This window comes from Steroidobacteraceae bacterium, assembly GCA_041395505.1.
In the GTDB taxonomy this organism is placed as follows: Bacteria; Pseudomonadota; Gammaproteobacteria; order Steroidobacterales; family Steroidobacteraceae; genus JAWLAG01.
The window spans coordinates 2,516,768-2,539,423 of the sequence record JAWLAG010000001.1; the positions used below are offsets into that span (position 1 = coordinate 2,516,768).

At 61.1% G+C, this 22,656-nt stretch carries 22 protein-coding genes and 1 pseudogene; 17 read left to right on the forward strand and 6 right to left on the reverse strand.

The window, feature by feature from the left end; genetic code table 11:
* Positions 1–25 precede the first annotated feature (25 nt).
* Positions 26–595, reverse strand: coding sequence for a UrcA family protein (locus tag R3E77_11765; protein ID MEZ5500089.1), 570 nt, complete (start codon positions 593–595; stop codon positions 26–28).
* Between the two features lie 29 nt (positions 596–624).
* Here R3E77_11765 and R3E77_11770 point away from each other — a divergent pair, with 29 nt between their 5' ends.
* Together R3E77_11770 and R3E77_11775 are read left to right on the forward strand one after the other, a co-directional pair.
* Positions 625–1,791, forward strand: coding sequence for a histidine kinase (locus R3E77_11770; protein ID MEZ5500090.1), 1,167 nt, complete (start codon positions 625–627; stop codon positions 1,789–1,791).
* Complete coding sequence (locus R3E77_11775; GenBank protein ID MEZ5500091.1) at positions 1,788–2,624, forward strand: LytTR family DNA-binding domain-containing protein; 837 nt, start codon at positions 1,788–1,790, stop codon at positions 2,622–2,624. The genes R3E77_11770 and R3E77_11775 overlap by 4 nt, the downstream gene beginning before the upstream one ends.
* A 12-nt stretch (positions 2,625–2,636) precedes the next feature.
* Here the strand turns inward: R3E77_11775 and R3E77_11780 are convergent, their stop codons facing one another.
* Both R3E77_11780 and R3E77_11785 read right to left on the reverse strand, forming a co-directional pair.
* Complete coding sequence (locus R3E77_11780; protein MEZ5500092.1) at positions 2,637–3,419, reverse strand: FkbM family methyltransferase; 783 nt, start codon at positions 3,417–3,419, stop codon at positions 2,637–2,639.
* 41 nt (positions 3,420–3,460) lie between these two features.
* Positions 3,461–5,863 (reverse strand): tetratricopeptide repeat protein, encoded by a 2,403-nt coding sequence (locus tag R3E77_11785; GenBank protein ID MEZ5500093.1) that lies wholly within the window; start codon positions 5,861–5,863, stop codon positions 3,461–3,463.
* A gap of 130 nt (positions 5,864–5,993) precedes the next feature.
* On the opposite strand from R3E77_11785, the gene R3E77_11790 reads away from it, so the two are divergent.
* The gene (locus R3E77_11790) at positions 5,994–7,475 is read left to right on the forward strand and encodes an aminotransferase (protein ID MEZ5500094.1); all 1,482 of its coding nucleotides are present in this window, start codon (positions 5,994–5,996) and stop codon (positions 7,473–7,475) included.
* A gap of 79 nt (positions 7,476–7,554) precedes the next feature.
* On the forward strand, positions 7,555–7,893 hold the full coding sequence (locus R3E77_11795) for a hypothetical protein (GenBank protein MEZ5500095.1): 339 nt from the start codon (positions 7,555–7,557) through the stop codon (positions 7,891–7,893).
* Between the two features lie 13 nt (positions 7,894–7,906).
* On the opposite strand, the gene R3E77_11800 is transcribed toward R3E77_11795, so the two are convergent.
* Genes R3E77_11800 through R3E77_11810 form a run of 3 tightly spaced genes read right to left on the reverse strand, consistent with a single transcriptional unit; the run spans position 7,907 to position 10,308 of the window.
* On the reverse strand, positions 7,907–8,572 hold the full coding sequence (locus R3E77_11800) for a hypothetical protein (protein MEZ5500096.1): 666 nt from the start codon (positions 8,570–8,572) through the stop codon (positions 7,907–7,909).
* Between the two features lie 33 nt (positions 8,573–8,605).
* Positions 8,606–9,157 (reverse strand): hypothetical protein, encoded by a 552-nt coding sequence (locus tag R3E77_11805; GenBank protein ID MEZ5500097.1) that lies wholly within the window; start codon positions 9,155–9,157, stop codon positions 8,606–8,608.
* Between the two features lie 26 nt (positions 9,158–9,183).
* On the reverse strand, positions 9,184–10,308 hold the full coding sequence (locus tag R3E77_11810) for a serine protease (protein ID MEZ5500098.1): 1,125 nt from the start codon (positions 10,306–10,308) through the stop codon (positions 9,184–9,186).
* Positions 10,309–10,616: 308 nt separating this feature from the next.
* Between R3E77_11810 and R3E77_11815 the strand changes: the two genes are divergently transcribed.
* The 13 genes and pseudogenes from R3E77_11815 (at position 10,617) to R3E77_11875 (ending at position 22,654) form a co-directional block, all read left to right on the forward strand.
* Complete coding sequence (locus tag R3E77_11815; GenBank protein MEZ5500099.1) at positions 10,617–12,254, forward strand: amidohydrolase; 1,638 nt, start codon at positions 10,617–10,619, stop codon at positions 12,252–12,254.
* An 88-nt stretch (positions 12,255–12,342) separates the two neighbouring features.
* Positions 12,343–12,993: a TetR/AcrR family transcriptional regulator gene (locus tag R3E77_11820; GenBank protein ID MEZ5500100.1), complete on the forward strand. Its 651-nt coding sequence runs from the start codon at positions 12,343–12,345 to the stop codon at positions 12,991–12,993.
* A complete protein-coding gene (locus R3E77_11825; protein ID MEZ5500101.1) occupies positions 12,987–13,952 on the forward strand; it encodes an HlyD family efflux transporter periplasmic adaptor subunit in 966 nt (321 codons plus the stop codon). Before R3E77_11820 ends, R3E77_11825 begins: the two co-directional genes overlap by 7 nt.
* A 1-nt stretch (position 13,953) precedes the next feature.
* On the forward strand, positions 13,954–14,892 hold the full coding sequence (locus R3E77_11830; protein MEZ5500102.1) for an ABC transporter ATP-binding protein: 939 nt from the start codon (positions 13,954–13,956) through the stop codon (positions 14,890–14,892).
* Positions 14,889–15,977 (forward strand): ABC transporter permease, encoded by a 1,089-nt coding sequence (locus tag R3E77_11835; protein MEZ5500103.1) that lies wholly within the window; start codon positions 14,889–14,891, stop codon positions 15,975–15,977. Before R3E77_11830 ends, R3E77_11835 begins: the two co-directional genes overlap by 4 nt.
* A 79-nt stretch (positions 15,978–16,056) precedes the next feature.
* A pseudogene (gene trxA / locus R3E77_11840) lies at positions 16,057–16,383 on the forward strand (thioredoxin).
* A gap of 96 nt (positions 16,384–16,479) precedes the next feature.
* Positions 16,480–16,785, forward strand: a complete 306-nt coding sequence (locus R3E77_11845; GenBank protein MEZ5500104.1) for a tetratricopeptide repeat protein — start codon at positions 16,480–16,482, stop codon at positions 16,783–16,785.
* Positions 16,786–17,343: a hypothetical protein gene (locus R3E77_11850; GenBank protein MEZ5500105.1), complete on the forward strand. Its 558-nt coding sequence runs from the start codon at positions 16,786–16,788 to the stop codon at positions 17,341–17,343.
* 6 nt (positions 17,344–17,349) lie between these two features.
* A complete protein-coding gene (locus R3E77_11855; GenBank protein MEZ5500106.1) occupies positions 17,350–18,678 on the forward strand; it encodes a hypothetical protein in 1,329 nt (442 codons plus the stop codon).
* A 20-nt stretch (positions 18,679–18,698) separates the two neighbouring features.
* Positions 18,699–19,994 (forward strand): acyl-CoA dehydrogenase family protein, encoded by a 1,296-nt coding sequence (locus R3E77_11860; GenBank protein MEZ5500107.1) that lies wholly within the window; start codon positions 18,699–18,701, stop codon positions 19,992–19,994.
* Between the two features lie 3 nt (positions 19,995–19,997).
* Positions 19,998–21,032, forward strand: a complete 1,035-nt coding sequence (gene selD / locus R3E77_11865; protein MEZ5500108.1) for a selenide, water dikinase SelD — start codon at positions 19,998–20,000, stop codon at positions 21,030–21,032.
* A gap of 33 nt (positions 21,033–21,065) precedes the next feature.
* Positions 21,066–22,091 (forward strand): hypothetical protein, encoded by a 1,026-nt coding sequence (locus R3E77_11870; protein MEZ5500109.1) that lies wholly within the window; start codon positions 21,066–21,068, stop codon positions 22,089–22,091.
* A complete protein-coding gene (locus R3E77_11875) occupies positions 22,088–22,654 on the forward strand; it encodes a VOC family protein (GenBank protein ID MEZ5500110.1) in 567 nt (188 codons plus the stop codon). The genes R3E77_11870 and R3E77_11875 overlap by 4 nt, the downstream gene beginning before the upstream one ends.
* Positions 22,655–22,656: the final 2 nt, after the last annotated feature.

Here is a 22,656-nt window from a genome sequence, read left to right on the forward strand (position 1 = left end):
CGCGCCCACCTCGGCAATTGCGACTCTAGGTTCGGCCCGAGTCCGTTGCGTGCATAGAAGCAAGCACGGTGCTATCGACCTGCTGCACGGCACGCGAGATGGCGGCGCGGCGACATTGGTCGATTTGCTGTTGCCGATGCAATTCGGTACGACCTACCGATGGACAGACAAGCCGGGCCGCTGCTTTGATGCGTCCATATAGCGTCTTTGCGCCTTCGACCGAGGCCAGGTTCAGATCCGCATAGCTTACCGTGATGGTTGGTGCACCCTCCGCCGTCTCACCCGCCTGCAGCAGTATGGGCGCCGGTGAAATCGCGCAACCCAGCACCATACTGACGAGCGCCGTATTGAGGCCTTTCGATGACATGTTGCTCTCCTTCATCGCCTGTGTTTTGACCGACGACTTATGAAACCCCATGTGCGACATGGATCGCCATGTCCGGCTCTCGAGCTCATCCCCGGTACCGACGAACCGGGCCGCGCGGCGCGCAGGTTCTTCGATCGCAGGTGCGCGCTTGCACTCGGCTGCCGCAGGCCCCGTCCCCGCATAGGACGAGATGGTCCCCGTGATCGAGCCAACTGCGTCGCGAAGCACGGCCAACGGGTTATTCTTGCGGTCAAGCCATGACGACCCCAGTCAATCAATCGGCCGCGTACGCCCGCTACCAACTGCAATGGCCAGTACTCCTTGGCATCACGACCATCTACTGGCTGTACGCGGGCGTATCTGCGGTGCTGTATGTCTATGGTTTGAATGAATCGGTCATGGCCGTGGCGACGGAACGCGTATTCGCCACCTGGGACGCACGCCTGCTGCAGTACCTGCTGCTTCTACCTGCCTTGATTGGCTGTTACTGGCTATCGCTTCGCATCGGCTGGCGGCCACTTTGGCGCCGCCTGCCGTTGCAGTTGCTTCTGGGCCTCGGCTTCACCCTGCTCGCGCGACCTGCACTGCTCATCGCCACGATGTTGTGCGATCTCGACAAGCTTGCGGCCATGTTTGCCGAGGAGGCATTGCACGGCCACGCAAGCCGTTTCGACATGCTGCGCAGCTACCTTTTGACCTCAGGACTGTCGACCATGGCCGACTTCCTGGTGCGCTATGGATTTGGCCTCGCACTTGTGACAGCCGCGGCGATCTACAAGAATTACCGCGACATCGAGGTTCATATGCAGGCGCTGCAGCGACAATGGAGCAGTGCACGCCTGTCCGCTTTGCGCATGCAGCTCTCGCCGCACGCGCTGTTCAATCTGCTTCATGTCATCCGCGGGCAGATCAGTTGGGATCCGCCCGCGGCCCAACGCATGGTCGTGCAACTGGGGGACATGCTGCGGCGACTATTGCGCGCGGGCGAACAGGAATTCTGCAGGTTACAGGACGAAGTCGAGTTTGCGCGCGTGTACCTGGCACTGCAGCAGCAGCGCTTCGTCGATCGACTGACATTCGAGCTACCGACAACTGAAGAATTGCCCGACGCGTGGGTTCCGAGCCTGATCCTGCAACCACTGATCGAAAATGCGGTGACTCATGGGTTGGCCGGCCATAGCGGCCCGAATCGGGTCAGTCTGGAGGCAATTGCCGAGGGTGACAGACTTCAGCTAAGGGTCTGCAACGACATCGCAGAGTCGCCCCGCATATCCGAAGAGCGCATTGGCACGAGCAACACTCGCGAGCGTCTCGCTGTGCACTTTGGCGAGCGCGGGCAGCTGATGTCGGGCGCAAGTGGCGACCACCGCTGGTGCGCCACCATAGACATGCCGATGCTGCGCGACCTGCCGGGTGCCAGTTGAGCGACAAGCGCAAAACAGCGCAAGCCAGGATCACCGGACGGCTTCGGGTTGTCATTGTCGATGACGAACCTGCGGGACGGCGCGCCATCCGTGATGGCTGCGGGCTATTCGACGATATCGAGATCATCGGCGAGTTCGGCGATCCGCGCGCCGCACTCGTTGCGATTCGCAGCGAAAATCCCGACGTCGTATTCCTCGATATCAAGATGGACACCATGAGCGGCATCGACCTCGCCGCGGGACTTCAGAACCCGTCACCGCCCATTGTTGTCTTCGTGACCGCCTTCGACGAATTTGCACTGCAGGCGTTCGAAGTGAGCGCTGCGGATTATCTGACGAAACCATTCGACGATATCCGGTTTCGAAAAATGGTCGAGCGGGTACGGCATCGCCACAGCGCCGAGTCCGCGATGGATCGTGAGCAGGCTCTCGCCAGCGTACTTGAACGCTTGAACATGCCGCCGCAGGCGAACGCGCCCGGTCCACAACGCCTGCTCGCCGAAGCGAACGGGCGTTTTCAGATGCTGGAGGTGAGCGCCATCGAGGTTGTCGAAGCGAACCGCAACTACGTGAGGATCACTGTCGGAAACGAGAGTTTTCATGCTCGTAGCACGCTTCAGCACGCCGAAGAGACACTACGCAGCGAGCCCATGCTGCGTATCAGTCGTTCGTGCCTGATCAACACCAGGCATCTGCGCGAGGTCAATAAGACATTGCGGGGCGATTTCATTCTCGTACTCTCGGGAGGCACGACTGTTACCAGCAGCGAAGGTTTCCGCGAACGCGTCCGCGAGTTTCTGGATGGGCTACGACTCCAGCCGGGTCGCGGCTGACGAAGCGAAGCGTCAGGCTGTGAGCGCGGCCTGCGCTTCGGTATCACCCTTTTGAATTGCCAGGTAGTTCGGGCCGGAATCGAAATCGTTCAAAGAGTAGTGAAACTCCTCGAATTTGAGCGGCCAACGCCGCACACGAGCAATGACATAACCATATCCACCGAGCAGTTTGTAGAAATCCCGCATCAGGAAATGCACGTCGCCGTTCGTGTAACCATATTCGAATTGCAGACAGCGAATTGAACCCGACGCGAGCATGCCGGCGAATCCCTTCAATACCAGATGCTCGGCTCCCTCCACGTCGATCTTCAGGAAATCGATGGCCTCGATGCCGTGCGCCTTCGCGTAGAGGTCGCCTGTGGTGACATTCGCGCTGATCTCCTTGGGCGTGATACGCGCATCGTGGTAGTCCGCCTGCGTCAATATGGTATTTACGCCCGAATTCGCGCCGTAATCCTTGTAGGTGAGCGTACCCGTCTGATCCGAGAGCGCGCAGTGGTTGTGACGAAACCGACTGTCGTTGAGATTCTCCACCAGGCTCGCGTAGGTCGCCGCGGAGAGTTCGAATGTATGGAAATTCGCCTGCGGGAGGTAGCGAGCCGCGATTTTCGACCAGTCACCGACATTGGCGCCTACATCGAATATGGTCCGGACAGGTAATTGCGCCAATCTGCGCAAAACGTTCTGCTCGCCGCCTCGAACGAAGTCGTATGAGTAGCCGTTCTGGTGCCTGAGATACTGCCGGCACAGTCGCGCCATCATGCGCGATACCGGATTTCGACGCTCAATCGACATGGCAAGGCAATATACCGCACTCAGGGCGCAGGCGGGACAGCTCAACGTATTGCTTGATAACGAAGCAATGCGGCAGCATCTGCCTCCGACCAACGTTGCCCCGCCAATGCCTTGGCGCGCAACATGGCCGTCGCGGCCGCGACCGCCTCGCCGTGTACATCGGCCCATGCGGCGCGAAGGCGCATGAGCTCATAGGATTCCGGCGCATCGACCAGCGTGCCGAGCAACGGCTCGGCTTTGGACAGCGCGCCGTCTTCCATGTACGACTCCGCGAGTGCAATCGATGTACTGACTACCTTCCCCTGGTGCCCGACACTGCGCGCACGTTCGAGCGCCTCGACCTGCCGTCCGATCTGAATCGACCTCTCGCCTCGATCACGGGCAATGCTGGCGAGCACGGCCAGCAGATCGATCTCGGCAACATCCTGTTTCTCTGCCTGCGCCTCGCGCAGGAGTCTCACCCCGGCTCGTTGCGCTTTGGCGAACCTGCCCTGCCTGCGGTCTATTTCCAGGCGTTTCGCGGACAGTTGCAAAACGTAGGCCCGGTTGCCGAGCTCCTGAAATATGCGAACTGCTTCGTCGATGTCTCTTTGGGCGAGATCCAGGCGCCCCACCGCAAGATGGATGTCGCCTCTGTCAGCAATCGTCACTGCTTCGAAAAACCGGTCATTGCCCTCGCGGGCGATTGCCAGCGATTTTTCGATACGCGGCATTGCGAGATCAAATTGGCCGCGAGCCAGGTACAACAAGGCCAGCATGTTCTCTACCCGGCCGAGACCCTGGCGATCGCCGATGGCTTCCCGGATTTCGGCCGATGCCTTGTGCAATGCCTCGGCGTCATCCAGCTTGCCCTGCTCGCGCTTCAATAACCCCTGATTATTGAGCATCATGGCTTCGTTGCGACGATCGCCGACCAAGCGGAAATTCTGTACCGCCAGCTGGTAATTGCGATCCGCGTCATCTAGCCTGCCTTCGTCGATCGCGATATTGGCCAGTGCCCCGTAGAGATTGCCGGGGACGATCTCGCGCCTCGCCTCCTGAAAGAGACCCAGAGCCCGCATGAGGTGCTCGCGCGCCAAAGCGAACTGACTACGATCCTCGGCGATGTAAGCTCGGTTCACAAGTATGTGAGCGACCAGATCGAGATCATCGAGTTCGCGAGCGATCGCTTCTGCATCGGCATAAGTTGCGTCGGATTCATCGATTCGCCCGGTGCGATTGAGCAGGATGCCGAGACGCAGGAGAACATTGGCACGCAGATGGCGTGTGGCAGGCGCGCGGGCGTCGCGCTCATCGAGCTGTTGCAGCAACTCGCGGAACATCTTCTCGGCGATCGCCGTCTCGCCAAGAATGCGTGCGCAAGAGGCATAGAACATCTTGGGTTCGAGCAGTTTTGGTTGTTGAACCATTGCCGCACTCAAGAGCGCCTTGGCGTCGGTGCATCTGCCTTCGAGCTCGAGTGCCCGTCCGCGAGCATAGGATTCGTTGACGAATGGATCATCGGAGATCGCTTCGCCAACCGCGGGTAATCGCTGTGAGGCAGCCATCTCCGCAGCAACCCTGGTTGCAGCATTGCGTGCAAGTTGCAGCAAATCGGCTCCGGCGAACATGGCATCCCCCGCCGAGCGGTCATCGCCGCGTAGCTCGGTGCGCATGCGGTAGACATCGCCCTGCTTCTCGAGCCGCGCTGCGACCAGGAAATTGGCACCGTGGGCCTGTCGTAGTGTCTGCGCCAACCAGGCTGCAGTCCGCGTACTCGCGTTGGCCTGTTGCACACTGCTGAGGCGAACGACGTCGCCATCGTCAACGACCCGAAAGTTGGCATTTCGCAGGCCATCGGCGAGTACGCTCATCAATCCGAGTCGAGTCCAGTCAAGATCTGCATCACCCGTCTGATTCTCGACCGGCAGCACAGCGATCCGTACCGGGGCCTGTTGTGCGGTCTCGACACCACGCCGGAACGAGCCGTAACCGACGACGAGTGCCATTACCGCAGCGGCAAGCCACAGGGGCCAGCGCTTGGGCGCAGGCGGACCTGGGGGAGGCAGGGATCCGGGTCCTGCAGGCGCGTCAGGCGGCAACGTGCCGCGCTGCGGGGCACGACTGGCGTCCGTGAGTTCGGCCACGAATCGATAGCCATGGCCGTGCACCGTGCCGATAACGCCCTGGCGGTCGGCATCATCGCCCACGGCAAGTCTCGCCCGGCGCACGGCCTTGGTCAGGGACGCCTCGGTCACGATGACATCAGACCAGATGGCGGACTGTAGTTCGTCCTTGTCGACTGCCCGCTCGCGGTGCTCGATCAAATACACAAGCAAATCAAAGGCTTTTGGCTGCAGTTCGACCGCCTCGCCGTCCCGGCGTATTTCGCGCCGACCCGCGTCGACGACGTAATCGGCGAAGCGGTAGATCCGTTCTGCGCCAGCGTTACCAGGGTCGGTCATCGTGAAAATGAAGCCAGTCCGAAAAGGGTCCGTGAATGATCCGGACGTGGTCCGTACTTGTAAAGCCGGTTCGGCGACGCTTACGCCGTGGCACCGCCACGCAATGCCCGCTGATCACAAGGACCTCAGCATGACTCGACCTTCACCCTCTGCCTGGGCCCGGCCAGAACCCCTACCCGCACTTGGAGCCACCCGGCAATCAAGCCGGACACAGTGGGGCAAAACCCGCCTCGCACCGCCGTCAGCCGACGGCTGCAGCCTGCCTCGCTTGCGAGCACGCGATCGATCGCATTTTCTGCACCCATTCACGAATCACCGCCGCATGCGCGAGCAGGGCACTCAGGTCTTCGTGCGCGGTGAGGGAATACACCTCATCGATGCCAATGGCCGCCGATACATCGACGGCATGTCTGGCCTGTGGTGCGTAACACTCGGCTACAGCCAGAGCGAAATCGTTGCCGCAGCAACCGCAAAGCTGAACGAGCTACCGTTCTGCAGCAGCTTCTTCGGCGCGACCCACCCGGCCGCCATCGAACTCGCCGATACCATCGCCTCGCTGACCCCGACGGGACTTGATCAGGTGTTCTTCAGCAATTCCGGATCCGAAGCGAATGACACTGCGATTCGAGCCGTACGCCACTATTGGGAACTGCGCGCGCAGCCGAGGCGGCGGGTCATTATCTCTCGTCACAACGCCTACCACGGCAGTACCTACATCGGCGCGAGCCTCGGAGGCTTCGCCTGCATGCATGCGCAGGGTGGTTTGCCACTGCCGGAGATCATGCATATTCGCCAACCGTACCACTTTGCCGAAGGTAAGGGCGAGGCACCGGAGCAATTCGGCCTGACAGCCGCCCGCGCTCTCGAAGAGGCAATCCTGCGCTGCGGGCCCGATCGCGTGGCCGCGTTCATCGCCGAACCCATCCAGGCTGCGGGCGGCGTGATCATACCGCCGGCGACCTACTGGCCTGCCATAGAACGCATCGCGCAGCGCTACGGTGTTCTGGTGATCGCCGACGAAGTTGTCTGCGGATTCGGCCGCACCGGCGTGTGGTTCGGTTGCCAACACCAACACTTCACGCCCGATGTCATGACCATGTCCAAAGGACTGACGTCCGGCTATGCGCCGCTCGCGGCGACCGTGCTGTCACATGAAATAGCCGAGGTCATTCGCGACCATGACGGCGAATTCGAACACGGATTCACCTGCTCCGCGCATCCCGTCTCGTGCGCGGTTGCCAACAAAACAATAGAAATTCTCCACCGCGAACGAGTGGTAGAAACCATTCGCCGCGAGACCGGACCTTATCTGGCCATGCGATTGGGAAACCTCGGCGCACACGCGAGTGTTGGCGAGGTGCGCTCGGTCGGCCTGATGGCCGCGATCGAACTGCGGCGGCAGGACGCAAGCAGCGGTAACGACACACCTGCCGGGCTCCTTGGGCAGACTTTTCGCAGGCTGTGCGCGGATGCCGACCTGATCGTCCGCGCCGAAGGCGACACGGTCATGCTAGCGCCGCCTTTGATCAGCACTCGCAATGATATCGACAATATCGTGGCGCGACTCGACAGCGTCTGTCGAAAGCTCACACGGACCGCGGGCCGATCGTAACGACTGCGGATTACCTCAACCTGTCAATCGAACTCGCAATAACGGAGATATTTCGATGTGGAACAACATTTCGCAAAACATGTCCAGTCCATATGCCGGCATAGTCCTTGCCATCGTGCTCAGTGTCCTCGGCGCAGCTGCAGACACTTGTCTCAAGGCAGCCAGCCACCAATCCCATCCGTTCATGAATTTCTGGTTTGTCCTCGGCACCGTGGCAACGCTTGCCTTTGCCGTCGGTTGGGTTTTCCTGATGCAGATGATGAAACTGGGCACAGCGGGAGTCCTGTACGCGGTGAGCAGCAGCCTGTTGCTGGTCGGCATCGGCTACCTGATATTCGGGGAACGCCTGACGACAGCGGAGGTGACCGGCGTCGCCATGGCCGTCGGGTCCTTTGTGCTGTTGGGCCGACTTATTTGAGCCTTTACTTGCGCTAGAACGACTTCGTAACGCCAAGAAATGCAATGATCAACAACGTCGCGTAAAGCGCGAGCACGTAGCGGATGGCGCTATTGATACCCGCGCTGATGTCGGTCTCGATTTCCGGCTTGCTTCCCTCGACGGCAAGCCGGGCGAAAGCCGGTGCGACAGGTCGAAACGCATGGTCGATCCCGATCGCCAGCGCGAAGATGGTTGCGAAGAGCGTCACCTTCAGGGCGAGCCAGGCAGGCGGAAATGGTCCCGAACCGAGCAGCGATGCCACTCCCGCGCCGCCTATGCCAAGCATTGCGAGCGCCTGAAAAGCGAGGTGCAGGCGATTGAGACGCTCGGCGCGCGCGGTGCCAGCGCTTTTCCCCAATTGAACCAGCAGGACAATCCAGGTTGCGGCAATCAACCACGCCAGCGCCTGCCAGACGGCAGGTATATCGACATAGCCGCCGGCGTCACACAGAGCGAGGCCTACGGGGAACATCAGCGCGAAGCAGATGCGCGGCGTCGTATCGATAACCAGCGCCATCTTCAGGGAAAATGCCCGTTCGGCGAAGGACAAACTTGCTGTGCGCGCGACGCGTGCGAGCAAAAATACGCCGAGATCCGCACCGAGCCAATAAACGAACAGCAGGATATGAATGAACACCCAGATCTTGTACTCGGACATGTCTGCTCCACACGCCCGACAAAGACGCTTGAGTTAATGTGCGGGCGGGCCTGAAAAGTAGAAATCGTACTCTTTTTTGAGTTCGAGCAGCTTGCTGTCCTTGGCCGCGGCGATCGTGAATTCACCAGCCGTAGACTTCACCCAATCGAGCCCCTCCTGGCCAAGACCATAGGTGGGATCGTTCTGATTCGCCCAAATGTTGATCGCGCGCGTGAACCCTTTCTGGTACTCATAGGAAGCGACGGGTTCGCCATGGACCAGCACCTCGTAGCTGACGATCAAGCTGTTCTTGGTTACCACCGGCAACAGACCAAGGGTGCCGCCCGCAAGCACTGCGGACAATGCGCCGGCCGCCTTGCCGCCGGCCGTCGGCTGTAGAGTGTGCGTGATGCGCAACGTTATCGGACTGCCCACCAGTTCCTTGTCCAGATTCCTGAACGCCGCGTGGGTCTTGATGATATCCAGCAGCTCCTGGCTTGCGACGGAACTGGCATAGTTCATCGCCGGCAGGCCCGCGTCGGACTCCTCTGCGCCGACCGGGCAGGCCGAGACCGCCAAGGCCACGAAGAGGATGGAGATTTTCATTCTGCGCATGTTCTGTATGCAGTTGTTCATTGATAGCAACTCAGTTGCACGACTGCGCCGAGCGCCGCGTCATTGGCGGTGCGCATGCCGCCGGCCTCAGCGGGCGCCACTTCCGTGAATTCGATATTCGATTTCCTGAGGAACATCGCGGCGTACCGTGCGTCCAGTGCGAAATTGACGTTCTGCGGCAGGACGCCATCCTTGATCAGACGAGCGGCATTCAAGGTGCCAACCGTCACTCCAAGCAATTCTCCGGCATCGGAGACGACCGGTCCGCCGCTCGCACCGGGCTGGATCGGCGCAGAGAACTGGAATATCCCCATGGAGCCTTTCAGCCCGCCGCTTGCACTCACATTGCCGCGCGTCAGATTGGGCGAAGCAGCAAGGAGACCCTGTAACGGATAGCCGACGTTGGTGACAGCCTCGCCGAGCATGACCTCTTCCCCCTGCCGAAAAGGCAGGGCCTTGTCCGTCGCCTGTCCAGAGTCGACCACTGCGAGATCGAGCAAGCGACTCTCGGCACGCAACAAGACCGGAAATTTCTTGTCGTCTTTCTTGCCTTCGATGACGAGGCAGTTGTCGAGCACATGGGCCGCCGTCAACAGCTGGCCACCCGAATTGATGAAAAATGCCGTGCCGGTGCTGACAGGATCATCGCGATTGACAATGAGATCGCGATTGATTGCGCTCATCTTTGCATTCGCGGGAAATTTCTCTGCCGATGGCTTCAGCTCGGTCAACAGATGCACGAGTATCTGTTGCATCGCCTTGCCCGATGCGGCGTGGAAGCCACCGCCCGGCCCCCCGGCGTTGATACCGACGGATTGGGTTTCGGTGCCAGTGAGTACTTCCTTGGCATCCGCCGCGAACACCTTGTACGCCATTTCGAGGCGCAGGGTTCCGCCTTGCACACTCCATTTTGGATCGAGGTCGACCAGCAGGCCGTAACCGTCGTCCTGGGTAAAGTCAACCGCTGCGGTTTGCGAGAAGAACCGCTGGCTTTCGGAGTCCCGCGCATTTCGAAGTGCGCGGCCCGGTTCGACCCACAGGCCAAGGCTACTGACGTAGAAACGCGTTTCGAGCTCGCCCGCAGGCAGATAAATGGCAAGCCGCGTGTCATTGGGAACGACGACATCCTTCGGCAATTTCACGCCTTTCGGCAATGTACTCTGAGTAGCAGCAAACAACGGCGCTACGCCGAGGAGACAAAGGCAAACCAAAAGGCTATGTGTTCGAGATCGGGGCATTGATGACTCGGTGACCGGTTCGACGCTGGGCTGTGTACTTAGTTATCATATCTGTCCCACGCCTGCCCGCTATGTGGGCCAGGTCACAGACGGACCGCCTAGCAATGCAACTAGCGCACACTCGATCAGGCACTGCAGCAGGATTGTCATTTGCACCATGCCTGTCGGGTGTCTTTCTCGTGCTTGCAAGCGGGTGCCAGAGCCAACCGCGAATGCCGCAGGCCGATGTTGTGTTGCGCGGCGAGCACATCATTACCATGGAGCCGGACCCGAACAAGGTCCGTGTCGTCGCAGTGAAGGACGATCGCATCGTCTACACGGGCGCCGACCCGATGGCGCAATGGCGCGTCGGCCCCGGAACCCGGATTGTGGATCTCGATGAACAGGCACTGGTGCCCGGACTGATCGATGCGCACGGGCACTTCAGTGCGACGGCCAGCACCATCGATTTCGTCAATCTCGCATCACCGCCAGTGGGTCGGGTTCGCTCGATTGGCGAGGTGATCGCAGCGCTCAAGGATCGGCTGGCGACCAAGCCGCCGGCACCGGGAAAATGGCTTCTCGGTTTTGGCTACGACGATTCACTGCTTCAGGAGTTGCGTCACCCCGATCGCGACGATCTCGACCAGGTTTCCGCGGAGGTGCCCATTCTGATCATGCATGTCTCAGGTCATCTGGCAGCGGTCAATTCCGCGGCCCTGGCGGCAGCGGGCATCGATGCGAAAACACCCGATCCTGCCGGCGGTGTCATCCGACGCCGTGCTGGCAACCTTGAACCGAACGGCGTCCTCGAAGAGGCTGCAGCCATGAATCTCATGCGCGCGAGAACGCTCGACGCAGCGGGGAGCGAGTTCGCTCGGCAGCTGGACGATGCGGCCGAACTCTATGCGAGCCATGGAATTACCACGGCGCAGGACGGTGCAATCTCTCCCGCCGCCGTTGCCGCGTATCGTGCGACGCTCGAGGGTCACACATTGCCAATCGACGTGGTCGGCTACGTGCACAGTGCGACGCTCGATCGCCGCACGTTTGAGGACTTGCGCGTCGAATCGACTTACCACAATGGTTTTCGCGTGGGCGGCATCAAGTTCACGCTGGATGGCTCGCCGCAAGGACGCACGGCATGGCTGAGCCAACCCTACGACGAAGGCCCGCCCGGCGTGCCGTCGAACTATGTAGCCTACCCCACCATGCTCCCAGACGAGTATCGTGCGCGGGTTGCACAATGTCTGCACCGCAAGTTACCCGTATTGGTCCACGCCAATGGTGATGCAGCCATCGACTTGTTGATCGACGGCGTTCGCAGGGCAATCACCGCCGAACCCGCGCCCGATCATCGCACCGTCGCCATCCATGCGCAGTTGATGCGTGCCGATCAGCTCGATGCGGCGAAGGAGCTCGGGATCGTGCCGTCGTTTTTCTCCGCGCACACTTTTTTCTGGGGCGACTGGCATTTGCGCAGTTTTGGCACGAAGCGCGGTGAGAATATCAGTCCCACCGGTTGGGCCCGGCAACGCGGTATGCGCTTTACCGTGCACAATGATGCGCCTGTCGTGCCGCCGGACATGATGCGTCTTCTGTGGGCGACCGTGAATCGGCAGACACGCTCGGGTCATCTCATAGGAGCAGAGCAACGCATATCTGCGCTCGAGGCGCTGCGCGCGATGACACTCGACGCAGCATGGCAGTATTTCGAGGAGGATGAGAAAGGCTCTATTGCCGTCGGTAAACGGGCTGACCTGGTAATCCTGGGCGCCGATCCGACGGACGTGGCGCCCGACCAGCTCGCCGACATCGAGGTCATTGAGACCTTTGCACGCGGGCGAAGCGTCTATCGCCGTCCGCACTAGCGGCGCCGAGACCCGGGGGTTACGCATTACCCGGTACCGCAGTTGGACGACGCTTGCGCCATTAATTATTTATCTGTATAAATAATTAATGGACTCCAGTACATCGGCGCGTTCGCAGCGTCGACGCGGACCGCGTGGCCAGGACGCGGCGATCAAGACGGCCCTGTTGGAGGCCGGCGCGTCGCTCTACGCAACCAAAGGCCTGGCGCCCATATCCCTGCGGGAAATCGCCGATGGCGCCCGCGTCAACCCGGCCATGGTGCGCTACTACTTCAAGGACCGGCACGGCTTTCTCGGCGCGTTGCTTGACTACGGCTACGAGGCGGTCCTGCGCGAAGCACGCACCCACGCCGAAGTGGCACCGTCGGATCTCGAGAACCTCTTGAGCGGAATTTTCCGGGCCGTATCAGACAGGCCGTGGTTGCCGATTCTGCTCATGCAGACCGTACTTGGCGGCAGTGAATTGCGCGACGCGTTCATCAATCAGCACGTCCCCCGAATGCGCGCGACCTTGCGTGATGCCCTGCAGCGTGCGGCCGGAGCGGGCGATTTGCGTCGCGACCTGGATCCTGATCTCGCGTTGCTCACGCTGGTGTCCATGATGTTCTTTCCCCAGGTCGCACGCCCTGTGGTCAGTCGCGCATTTGGAGTCACGGTTGATCGCCAATTCGGCGAACGTCTTGCAGGTTTTGCAACGCAATTGCTCTGCAGCAATTCGGCGGGCGGGCGGCGATGTTGAAACACACCCGCGTGTTGGGCGCACTCGCCCTGGCAGGGGCCCTGATGGCCTGCAGCGCGTCCGATGATCAAGCCGTTGCGGTTGGTACGCTGGAACGCGATCGAATTGACATCGTGGCAGATTCGAATGAACCCATCATCGCCATGAATGTCCGGGAAGGTGATCACGTCACGGCAGGTATGCCGCTGCTGCAACAGGATACGGCTCGGCTGGATGTGGCGCTCGCGCAGGCAGTGGCGACGCGGGATGCCGCCAGAGCACGCCTGACCGAAGCCGAGCGAGGTCCGCGCGCGAAGGAAATCGCTCAAGGAAGGGCCCGGCTCGCGCAGGCCACGAGTGCCGCTGCAACTGCAAAGTCAGAACTGGACCGCGAGCGTTCCCTGTTAGCGCAGCGGCTGACCTCTGCCAATCGACTCGACCAGTTGCAAGGCAACTACGAGCAGGCTCGCGCCCAGCAGCGCGAAGTCCAGGCCGCACTCGACATTCTGCTTGAAGGCACGCGCAGCGAAGTCGTCGATCAGGCGCGCGATGATCTGGCTGCAGCGGAGGCCGCGGCAAAATTGCTGGCTATCAGCGTGGAACGTGCAACATCGCGAGCCACGCGCGACGGAGTTGTCGAGGCCCTGCCCTATCAAGTTGGCGAGCGACCGACCGTCGGTTCGCCCGTAGCGCGCGTCCTTGCCGCCGATCGGATCTATGCCCGTGTCCACATACCGGAGATCGTGCGCACGCGGCTCTCCATCGGTGCAGTCGCCGAAGTGACCGTCGACGGTCACGACGACAATTACCGAGGCACGATACATTGGATTGCATCGGAGGCCTCGTTTACACCCTACTATGCACTCACGGAGCATGACCGCGGCCGGCTGAGCTACCTTGCCGAGATCGATCTCGATCCCGACGTGGGCGCAAACCTCCCGAGTGGAATACCGGTGCAGGTCCACTTCCCGCAGCCGTGAAATGCAGGCCGATTATGCAGTCGAAGCGCATGGATTGACGCGCCGCTTTGGCGATCTCACGGCTGTCGATGCGGTCGACCTTCAAATGTCGCGCGGACAGATCCATGGTTTCCTGGGACCCAACGGCTCCGGCAAATCAACCACCATCCGCATGCTTTGCGGCCTGCTGACACCGAGCGCGGGCCGTGCACGGGTACTCGGATTGGACGTTCCGGCGGACGCCGAGCGGCTGCGCCGCCAAATCGGCTACATGACACAGAAATTCTCGCTGTACGACGATCTGACAGTTCGTGAGAACCTCGCATTTCTCGCAGACATCTACCAATTGCCGTCGTCGCGGCGACGCACTCGTATCGACGCGCAAATGACGCGATACGATCTGACCAGCCAGGCACGACAACTTGCTGGCACCCTGAGCGGAGGCCAGAAGCAGCGACTTGCGCTCGCCGCCGCCACTTTGCATGAACCCGAATTGCTGTTTCTCGATGAGCCCACCAGCGCAGTCGACCCCGAGAGTCGTCGACAGTTCTGGGAAGCATTGTTTGAAATGGCCGATCGCGGAATCACTTTGCTCGTCTCGACACATTTCATGGATGAAGCCGAGCGTTGCCACACCCTCGCCATTCTCGATCGCGGCCGCCTGGTGCGCTCCGGCGCACCGCAAGCGCTGATGAACGAGATCGATGCGACCATCATAGAAATCGACGCACCGCGGCCGCGGACCCTGCGCGAGTTCCTGGTTGGCCAGCCGGGCGTGATCAGCATCGCGCAACTCGGCAATCGACTGCGCGTATTGATCGACAAGGGCATGGCGGAACCGCTCGTAGTTCTGCGAGGCGCGATTGCCCAGTCCACCCAGGACGCCCACCTCGAGATCGTGCGACCGAATCTCGAGGATGTCTTCATCATGGCGACCCGCCATGGGTTGTCCGGGTCATGAGCGCATTCTCGCTGGCGCGCACGCTGGCAATTGCCCGCAAGGAGTTTCGCCACCTGCGTCGCGACCGACTTACGGGCGGAATGATCGCTGGCATCCCGATCGTCATGACGCTGCTTTTTGGTTTTGCGATCAACAATGACGTGCGCCACCTGCGCGCCGCCGCGGTTGACGACGCCGGTACATCAGCGTCGAGAGCGTTGATCGCAGACACGGCGGCAAGCCAGGTCGTTGATTTCATCGCGTCAGCGCAGTCAGTCGCGGATCTCGAAGACATGCTGGCAGAGGGCACGATCGCGGTCGGCCTGTATATTCCCCCGGACTTCGAAATGCGTCGCTTGCGCGGCGATCGTCCGCTGGCGCAGCTGTTGATCGATGGCAGCGATCCAATCATTTCGGGCGCGGCCCGTGGCCTCGAGCGCATGCCGGTCGATCGCGGACGTGCCGTACAACTGTTCGAGTCACGTCTGTTCTACAACCCGGAGCGACGCTCTGCCATCTTCATCGTGCCGGGACTTCTGGGCGTGATCCTTACACTGACGATGGTACTGTTTACATCAATTGCCATCGTCCGCGAACGTGAACGCGGCAATCTCGAGCTGTTGATCACCACGCCCGTTCGCAGCCTGGAACTGATGGTCGGCAAGATCCTGCCCTATGTCGCCATCGGCTATGTGCAGATCAGCCTGATCCTGCTCCTGGGTGTGGGACTTTTCCATGTGCCAGTACGGGGCAGCGTCGGCGAACTGTATGTCGCCGCGGGCATCTTCGTGATATCCGTACTGACCCTGGGCCTTGCAATCTCGACACTCGCGAAGACGCAATTCCAGGCCTTTCAAATGACCTTCGTCACCTTTCTGCCACAACTGCTGCTGTCCGGATACATGTTTCCCTTCGAAGGCATGCCACGGGCCGCGCGCTATCTTGCCGAGATCTTTCCCATTACACATTTCTTGCGCATCGTACGCGGCATCCTGTTGCGCGGCGCCGAGCTTGCCGATCTCTACCGGCAGATATGGCCGCTGGCGCTCTTCTTTGTAATTGTCATTACTTTCGCGACGTTACGCTTCAGAAAGCGCCTGGACTGACATGTATACCAGCTGCCATCACAGGCTCGGCGACGCTGGCCACTTGAAATGACCTTGGCGCACCCCCATGCTGCTCCTCATGGCTGCCGTTTCTTCCGTTGGGAGCACAAATTTCCAGGCCGAAGTGCTCGATGCGTCGGTTCAGTTGCCGGTGCTGGTCGACTTCTGGGCACCCTGGTGTGGCCCCTGCCGCATGCTCGGACCGGTGCTGGAGGAAGTCGCGACCGAATACCAGGGCACGCTCAAGGTAGCCAAGCTCAATACCGACGAAGAGCCCGCACTCGCTGGCCAATATCAGATCCGTAGTATTCCGGCAGTCAAGCTGTTCCGCGACGGCCGCGTGGCCGACGAATTCGTCGGTGCACAGCCGCTTGGGGCCATCAGGCGTTTCCTCGAACCACATGTAAAACTTGCCAACGATCCGGTCGATGCCGAGCTTGAGCACGCTCGCCAGGCGATTCGCAACGGACTACCGCAGGAGGCACGGACCATCCTCGATGCGATGGAGCCCGCGCTGCAGTTCGAACCGAGGGTCCTGGCCGTGCGCGCGCTATGCCATTTCGCCGACATCCGGTCCAATCCAGACGAAACCGATGCTATCCAGAGCGCACGCGTGCGCGCCGCGCGACATCTATTGCACGACGAAACAGATCAAGGCATCGAATTGCTCCTCGCCACCATGCAACGCAACGCACGATTTGCGCGCGAGCAAGGCCGAAAGGATCTACTGGAGGCCTTTCACCTCGCTCCTGCCGACGCGCCATCGGTGATCAACGCCAGGCGCAAACTCGCCTCGCTCATTCACTGAGTGCACGCACTGCTGGCTGTAACCGGGCGATTCCAGCCGCTGCATAATGATCATCTGCAGCTGTTGCGTATTGCGTTCGACAATGCCGAACGCGTTATCATCGGAATCACCAATCCGGAGCCGGGGCGTGCCCAAATGCATCCGGCCAGCTCGCACAGGCACCAACGACACGCCAATCCCCTGACCTTCGAGCAACGCCGACTGTTGGTGTCCACCGTGCTCGACAGTTACGGCTGGGCAGTTGACCGTTACAGCATCGTCGCCTTTCCATTGGAGGATCCGTCCAAGTGGTCGATGCTGATTCCCATCACGGCCACACAGCTGGTGCGGGTGTTCAGTGACTGGGAGCGCGACAAAGCGCGTTCATTTGCGGCGCTCGGCTACAGCACCTGGGTAATCCAGGGCGATCCCGATAACCGCATCAGCGCGAGCAACGTACGCCGCCTGATGCGACAGAATGGCCACTGGCGACAGTACGTGCACCCGGCTGCCTACGCGCTGCTCCTCGAATGGCAAAGTGCTATGCTTGCGCACCAGGAGAGTTGTCCGGACATTTAATTCCAAATGAGCGATGCTGGCCTGCCGATCCTGCTCATCGTCCTGGACGGCCTGGGCGATCGCCCCTGCCCGCAACTCGATGGTCAAACGCCCTGTGAAGCCGCAAATACGCCGGTGCTCGATGCGCTGGCGGCGGCGGGAACCAGCGGAATTCACCTGCCTTTCGGTCTAGGCCGAGCGACATCGAGCGAACACGCGCACTGGGCCATGTTCGGCTACTCGACTGTACCGTTCCCGGGCCGCGCCGCTCTTGAGGCCTATGGTGTCGGACATCAGCCGCCGCATGATGTGGCCATTTTTCATCTTGCACTACGTGCAGGGGAAGCGCGCGGCAACCAGCTCTTCCTTGGTGCTCGCGCACGTGCGCAGGAGGATCGCGAATACGCGGCCGGGTTGATGCAGGCGCTAGCGGGCCGGCAAGTTGGCGAACACGTTTTCGAATTGCTGCCGTTGCGCACCGGCGAGGCAATTCTGGTCGTGCGCGGCGCACTCTCCTGCGACATCAGCGACAGCGATGCACTATTCGATCACCTGCACCCGTGGATGGAGCCGTTGCCCCTATCGGAATCGGCACGCCCCGAACACGCTGCCCGCCTCGCAGTCACAATGCGCCGCTGGCTGCAGGACAGTCGCCGCATCCTGCTCGGGCATCCGGACAATGCCGTGCGCCGAGCAATGGGATTGCCAGCGCTCGAAGTCGCCGTGACCAAGTGGGCAAGCTGGATCGATCCCCGACTCCCCGGCTTCAGCCGCCACACCGGCCTGCGTGGTGCCGCTGTGACCGACACAGCTTTGTATCGTGGCCTGGCGCGCATACTCGGCTTGTCCCTGATCGACATTCCCTATGATGAAACGGACCCAACTGGCGACATGACTCGTCGGCTTGAGGCGGCGGCGCATCTGTTGCGCGATGCCGATTTCGTTCACTTGCACGTAAAAGCAACAGACGAAGCGGCGCATACCAAATGCCCCGAACTGAAGCGCGACGTCATAGCCGCAATTGATCGCGGCCTCGAGCCACTCGGCAAGCTGGCAACACGCGCCGTTGTCGCAATTACGGGCGACCATGCATCTCCTTCAATTGGAGACCTGCTGCACAGTGGAGACCCGACACCATTTCTGGTGATTGCGCCGACGGTTCGGCCAGACGATGTTCAGCGCTTTGGCGAGCGTTTCGCCCAACACGGCAACTATGGTCACCTTCGAGCCGAAGACCTGCTGCCGTTGTTGGTCGGACTGGCGAACAAGCCGTTTTTCAAGGGCCACAGACCCGGGCCGTGGTTGTCGCACGCGCTGCCGAGCTCACCCGCCGCAATGCCAATTGACGAATGTTGACATCCCCGAGGATCGATTTCATGACGCCATCACTACCCGAATCTCTCGATGTCGAGCTTAGCCCGCCCGCTCACCTCGGCGATATCCTGTCCCGCATCGCGGCACTGTACGCGAGCGAAGTGGCGCCGCGCGAACATGCGTTGCGCCATCGGCTCGAGGACGAGCAACAGTATCTCGACTCGGACGGGCGATTGCACCCGCAGATCATCGAGGCGCGTCGCGAGATCATGCGCGCGGCAGGCAAGGCAGGGGTATACAGCGCCCATTTGCCGCAACGGGTTGGCGGCGCTGGTCTCGGCAGGGCGGACATGATCTATCTCGAGGAGAAGGTCTATGGCTATGGCTGCGGACTCAACCCGGCGCTGCTATCGTGGTCGGAAGGCGCAACCCCGCGGCTGCTCTATTGTCATGACTACCAGCGCGAGCAATTCGTCGATCCACTGGTGCGCGGCGAAAAAACCAGCCTGCATGCGGTAACCGAGTCGGGCGCGGGCTCCAATCTTTTCGACATGAAGACCCACGCCCGCCTCGATGGTCGCGACTGGATACTCAATGGCGCCAAGGCCTACATCACCAACGCCTTCGATGCCGACGTGGCGCAGGTACTGGCGATCACCGATCCTGGCGCAGGACGGCGCTCATTCAGCTATTTCATGTTCGATACGCGCGAGCATCTGGGTCGTGGCTATCGCACTGGACGCGTCTACCAGACCATGTTCGGCGATGGCTACACGGGTGAGCTTTTCTTCGACGACCTGCGCCTGCCGCATAGCGCACTCATCGGCGAACGCGGCCAGGGCTTCGACATAGCCGTCATGTCCTTCAACTACACCCGAATGCGCCGCGCCGGCATGTGCTCGGGCTGGTCGAAATTCCTGATCGAACGAAGCCTGGAGCGGGTCCGTTCGCGTCAAGTTGGCGATCGCCCGCTCGGTGCCAACCAGGGTATTCAGTGGATGTTAGCGGACATGTACGTTGACTGGCTGCAGACACGCTCACTGTCGCTGGAGGTTGCTCGCAGCATTGATGACCCCGGCCCTTGGTATGCCCTGCCCCGTCCCAAACATGAGATACGGCGGATCTGCGCGCTAAAGGTCAGCAATGACGAGTCCTTCTACCGCATCGCCGATCGCGCGCTGCAAGTGCATGGCGGTTACGGCGTAATGCGCAACAACGTCATCAACAAGCTGTTTCAGATTGCCCGCAATCTGCGCATTCCGGGCGGGACGGATGAAGTGCAGCGCACGACCATCGCCGAAACCCTTGGGTTGCGCTTCGAGGAATCGAAGTCGCGTGCGACGACGCGTCGCGGCTGATGCATGGACACCTTTGCGCCAGCACGACGGAGTCTGTCAACCGGGCTGCGAACCCTGGCGCGATGTGGCGGTTGTGCCGCCAAGATCCCCCCCGCACTCCTCGAGTCGCTGACCTCCGCGATTGCCGCAATCGGTCCGACTGACCCCCGACTGCTGAGCGGGCTCGATCCAAGCGACGATGCTGCGGTTATCGCGCTCGAGGGTGAACAGGCATTGGTGGCGAGCGTGGACTTCTTCCCGCCGCTGGTCGACTCCGCCGCGGATTACGGCGCCATCGCGGCGGCAAACGCCGTGAGCGACATCTATGCGATGGGCGGTGCGGTCGCGTTCGCACTGGCATTGAGCGGGTTTCCCGAATCGGTCGCCGCCGCCGTCGTCACGGAGGTCCATGCGAGTGCCGCAATGACCATCGCCGAGTGCGGCGGACGCATCATCGGCGGACACTCGATCCGCTGTGCGGAGCCGATATTCGGCCTGTGTGTTTTCGGCTTCGTCAATCGCGATCGCATATGGCGCAAATCGGGGGCATGCCCAGGAGATGCGCTCATGATATCCAAGGCGGTTGGCAGCGGACTGCTGCTTTCGGCCAAGGGTGCACGCAACGAGCGTATCGCAGTCGAGGCCATGCGCGTCACCAATGCAAGCGCGGCTCGGACACTTCTGCAGCTTCGTCGACCACCTCATGCAGTCACCGATGTTTCCGGGTTCGGACTGATAGGTCACACCGCGGAAATGGCCATCCGGTCCCGGATCGTCATCGAACTGCGCGCCGCTGCGGTGCCATTGCTGCCAGGCGCTATTGCAGCTGCCAACGCCGGTGTTCGAACCCGGGCCCATTCCAGCGAGCCGCCGTCAGGCTGCAAAGTGGACATCGATGAGAAAATTTCCCCATCGCTGCGCGTCCTGCTGCAAGATCCGCAGACATCCGGCGGCCTGCTCGCGGCGGTGGATCGCGAATGCGTCGATGAACTCGAGGCCAGCGGATTCGTCCATATCGGGGATGTTCGCACCGGCGATCCCGGAGTGCGCATTCTCTAGGGCAGCTCTGCGCTATTTCGTAAGGAGCCAATCATGCCGAGCGCACGCTTCGTCAAATATGTGGCCATCGCGTTGGCGACCCAGTTGCTCGTTGGCGCGGCACTCGCCGGTCCGGGCTATGATTTCGATCGTCACGAACTCGAATCGATCCTCGCCGATCTCAAGGCCTGGCTGCCCGGGCAGTGGAGTTCTGCGCCCCAGGTCTGGTACGAGCGCAATGTACGCATGCCGGCCGAAGGCGAACACGAGCACTGGCATCGTACTTTCGCGCTGATCGATGCGCCGCAGGTCGGCGACGTCGTGTTCTACGGACAGATCAATGTCGGCGGCAGCGATGGCCCGCTGTTGCCGGGAAGCCAGATCCTGTACAAGGCATGGATCGATCCGCAACGCAGCGTCGTGGCGATCAACGGCCAGGGACCGGTGGATCCCCAGCGCTACGCCGACCTGCACGCCCACCCGGAGTTGTGGCACGAAGTGCGCATGCGGGATCCGGACGGTATCCATTGCGATTTCATCTGGCGTCGGGACGGCGATCAGATTGTGGGCGTACTCGACGGCAAGAGCGACGAATACAGAAAATACGGCCCGGGAACCTGCAGCTATGTTTCAAAACGCACCAACGCCGAATTCATGGCCGACGCGGAATGGGTTCTGACACCAGAGACACTCTGGCTCTATGATCTGAACATGATGGGCGGACGGCGCATGCTCGGTCGCAAGGACCATACGCACATTCGCCTCTATCGTGCCCATCCCTTCCGTTGCCACGTGCGCGATGCGACTGGACGACACGAATTTGCCGCGCACGACCGCGGATACACCATGCCGACCAGCAGCACCGCCGCGGATACCTACCGGCTGACGCTGCTGCGCGCGTTCTTCCCGGGCGACGATGATCATGGCCTGCGTGATGAATTGCGCCTGCAGCTTGCAGGCAAGGACGCAGGCGCACCGCAGATTACGCTGGCGAGCGCAGCACCTGCTGCCGGTCGCATTCGCGCGAGGCATGAAAACCTGAGCGTCGACTGCCGGCAATTGCAGAGCGGCAAGCCATGAGGCGAATCGCGGGCAACGCCCGCTCATTGCCATTCGCTTTGCTGTTGGCGCTTGCGGCCATAGCGAGCCCAGCCTCGGAAGTTGCCGGCACGCTCCTGCGCACGACGTTGATAGTCGAGGACATGCAACGCTCGCTCGACTTCTACGCGACGCTCGGTTTCAAACCGGCGCAGGAAATCAGCGGTCCACGCAGTCCGGACAGCCCCTTCCCGGTCAACGCCCGGTCGCGCGAATCACGGCTGATCATCCTCGCGAGCGCGACACAACAAGGAAGCACCATTGCACTGCTGACCTTCGCGAAGCCCGCGCCCCGCTGGACACGCCGACGCGAGCGCCGAGTCGGTATCGGCGACATGGTTTTCGTGATCGGCGTGGAAGATGCCCGAGCGATCCACGCCGACCTGCATGCCGCCGGCATCAAGACGGTCGAGGAACCGTTTTCCTTCATATCTCGAACGCGCACTTCCGACGGCCGCGAACAACAGGGCTGGGTGTTCCATTTGTACGATCCCGACGGCTATTTGATAGAAATCTTCCAGCCACCACGCCCTATCGGCGACTGAAA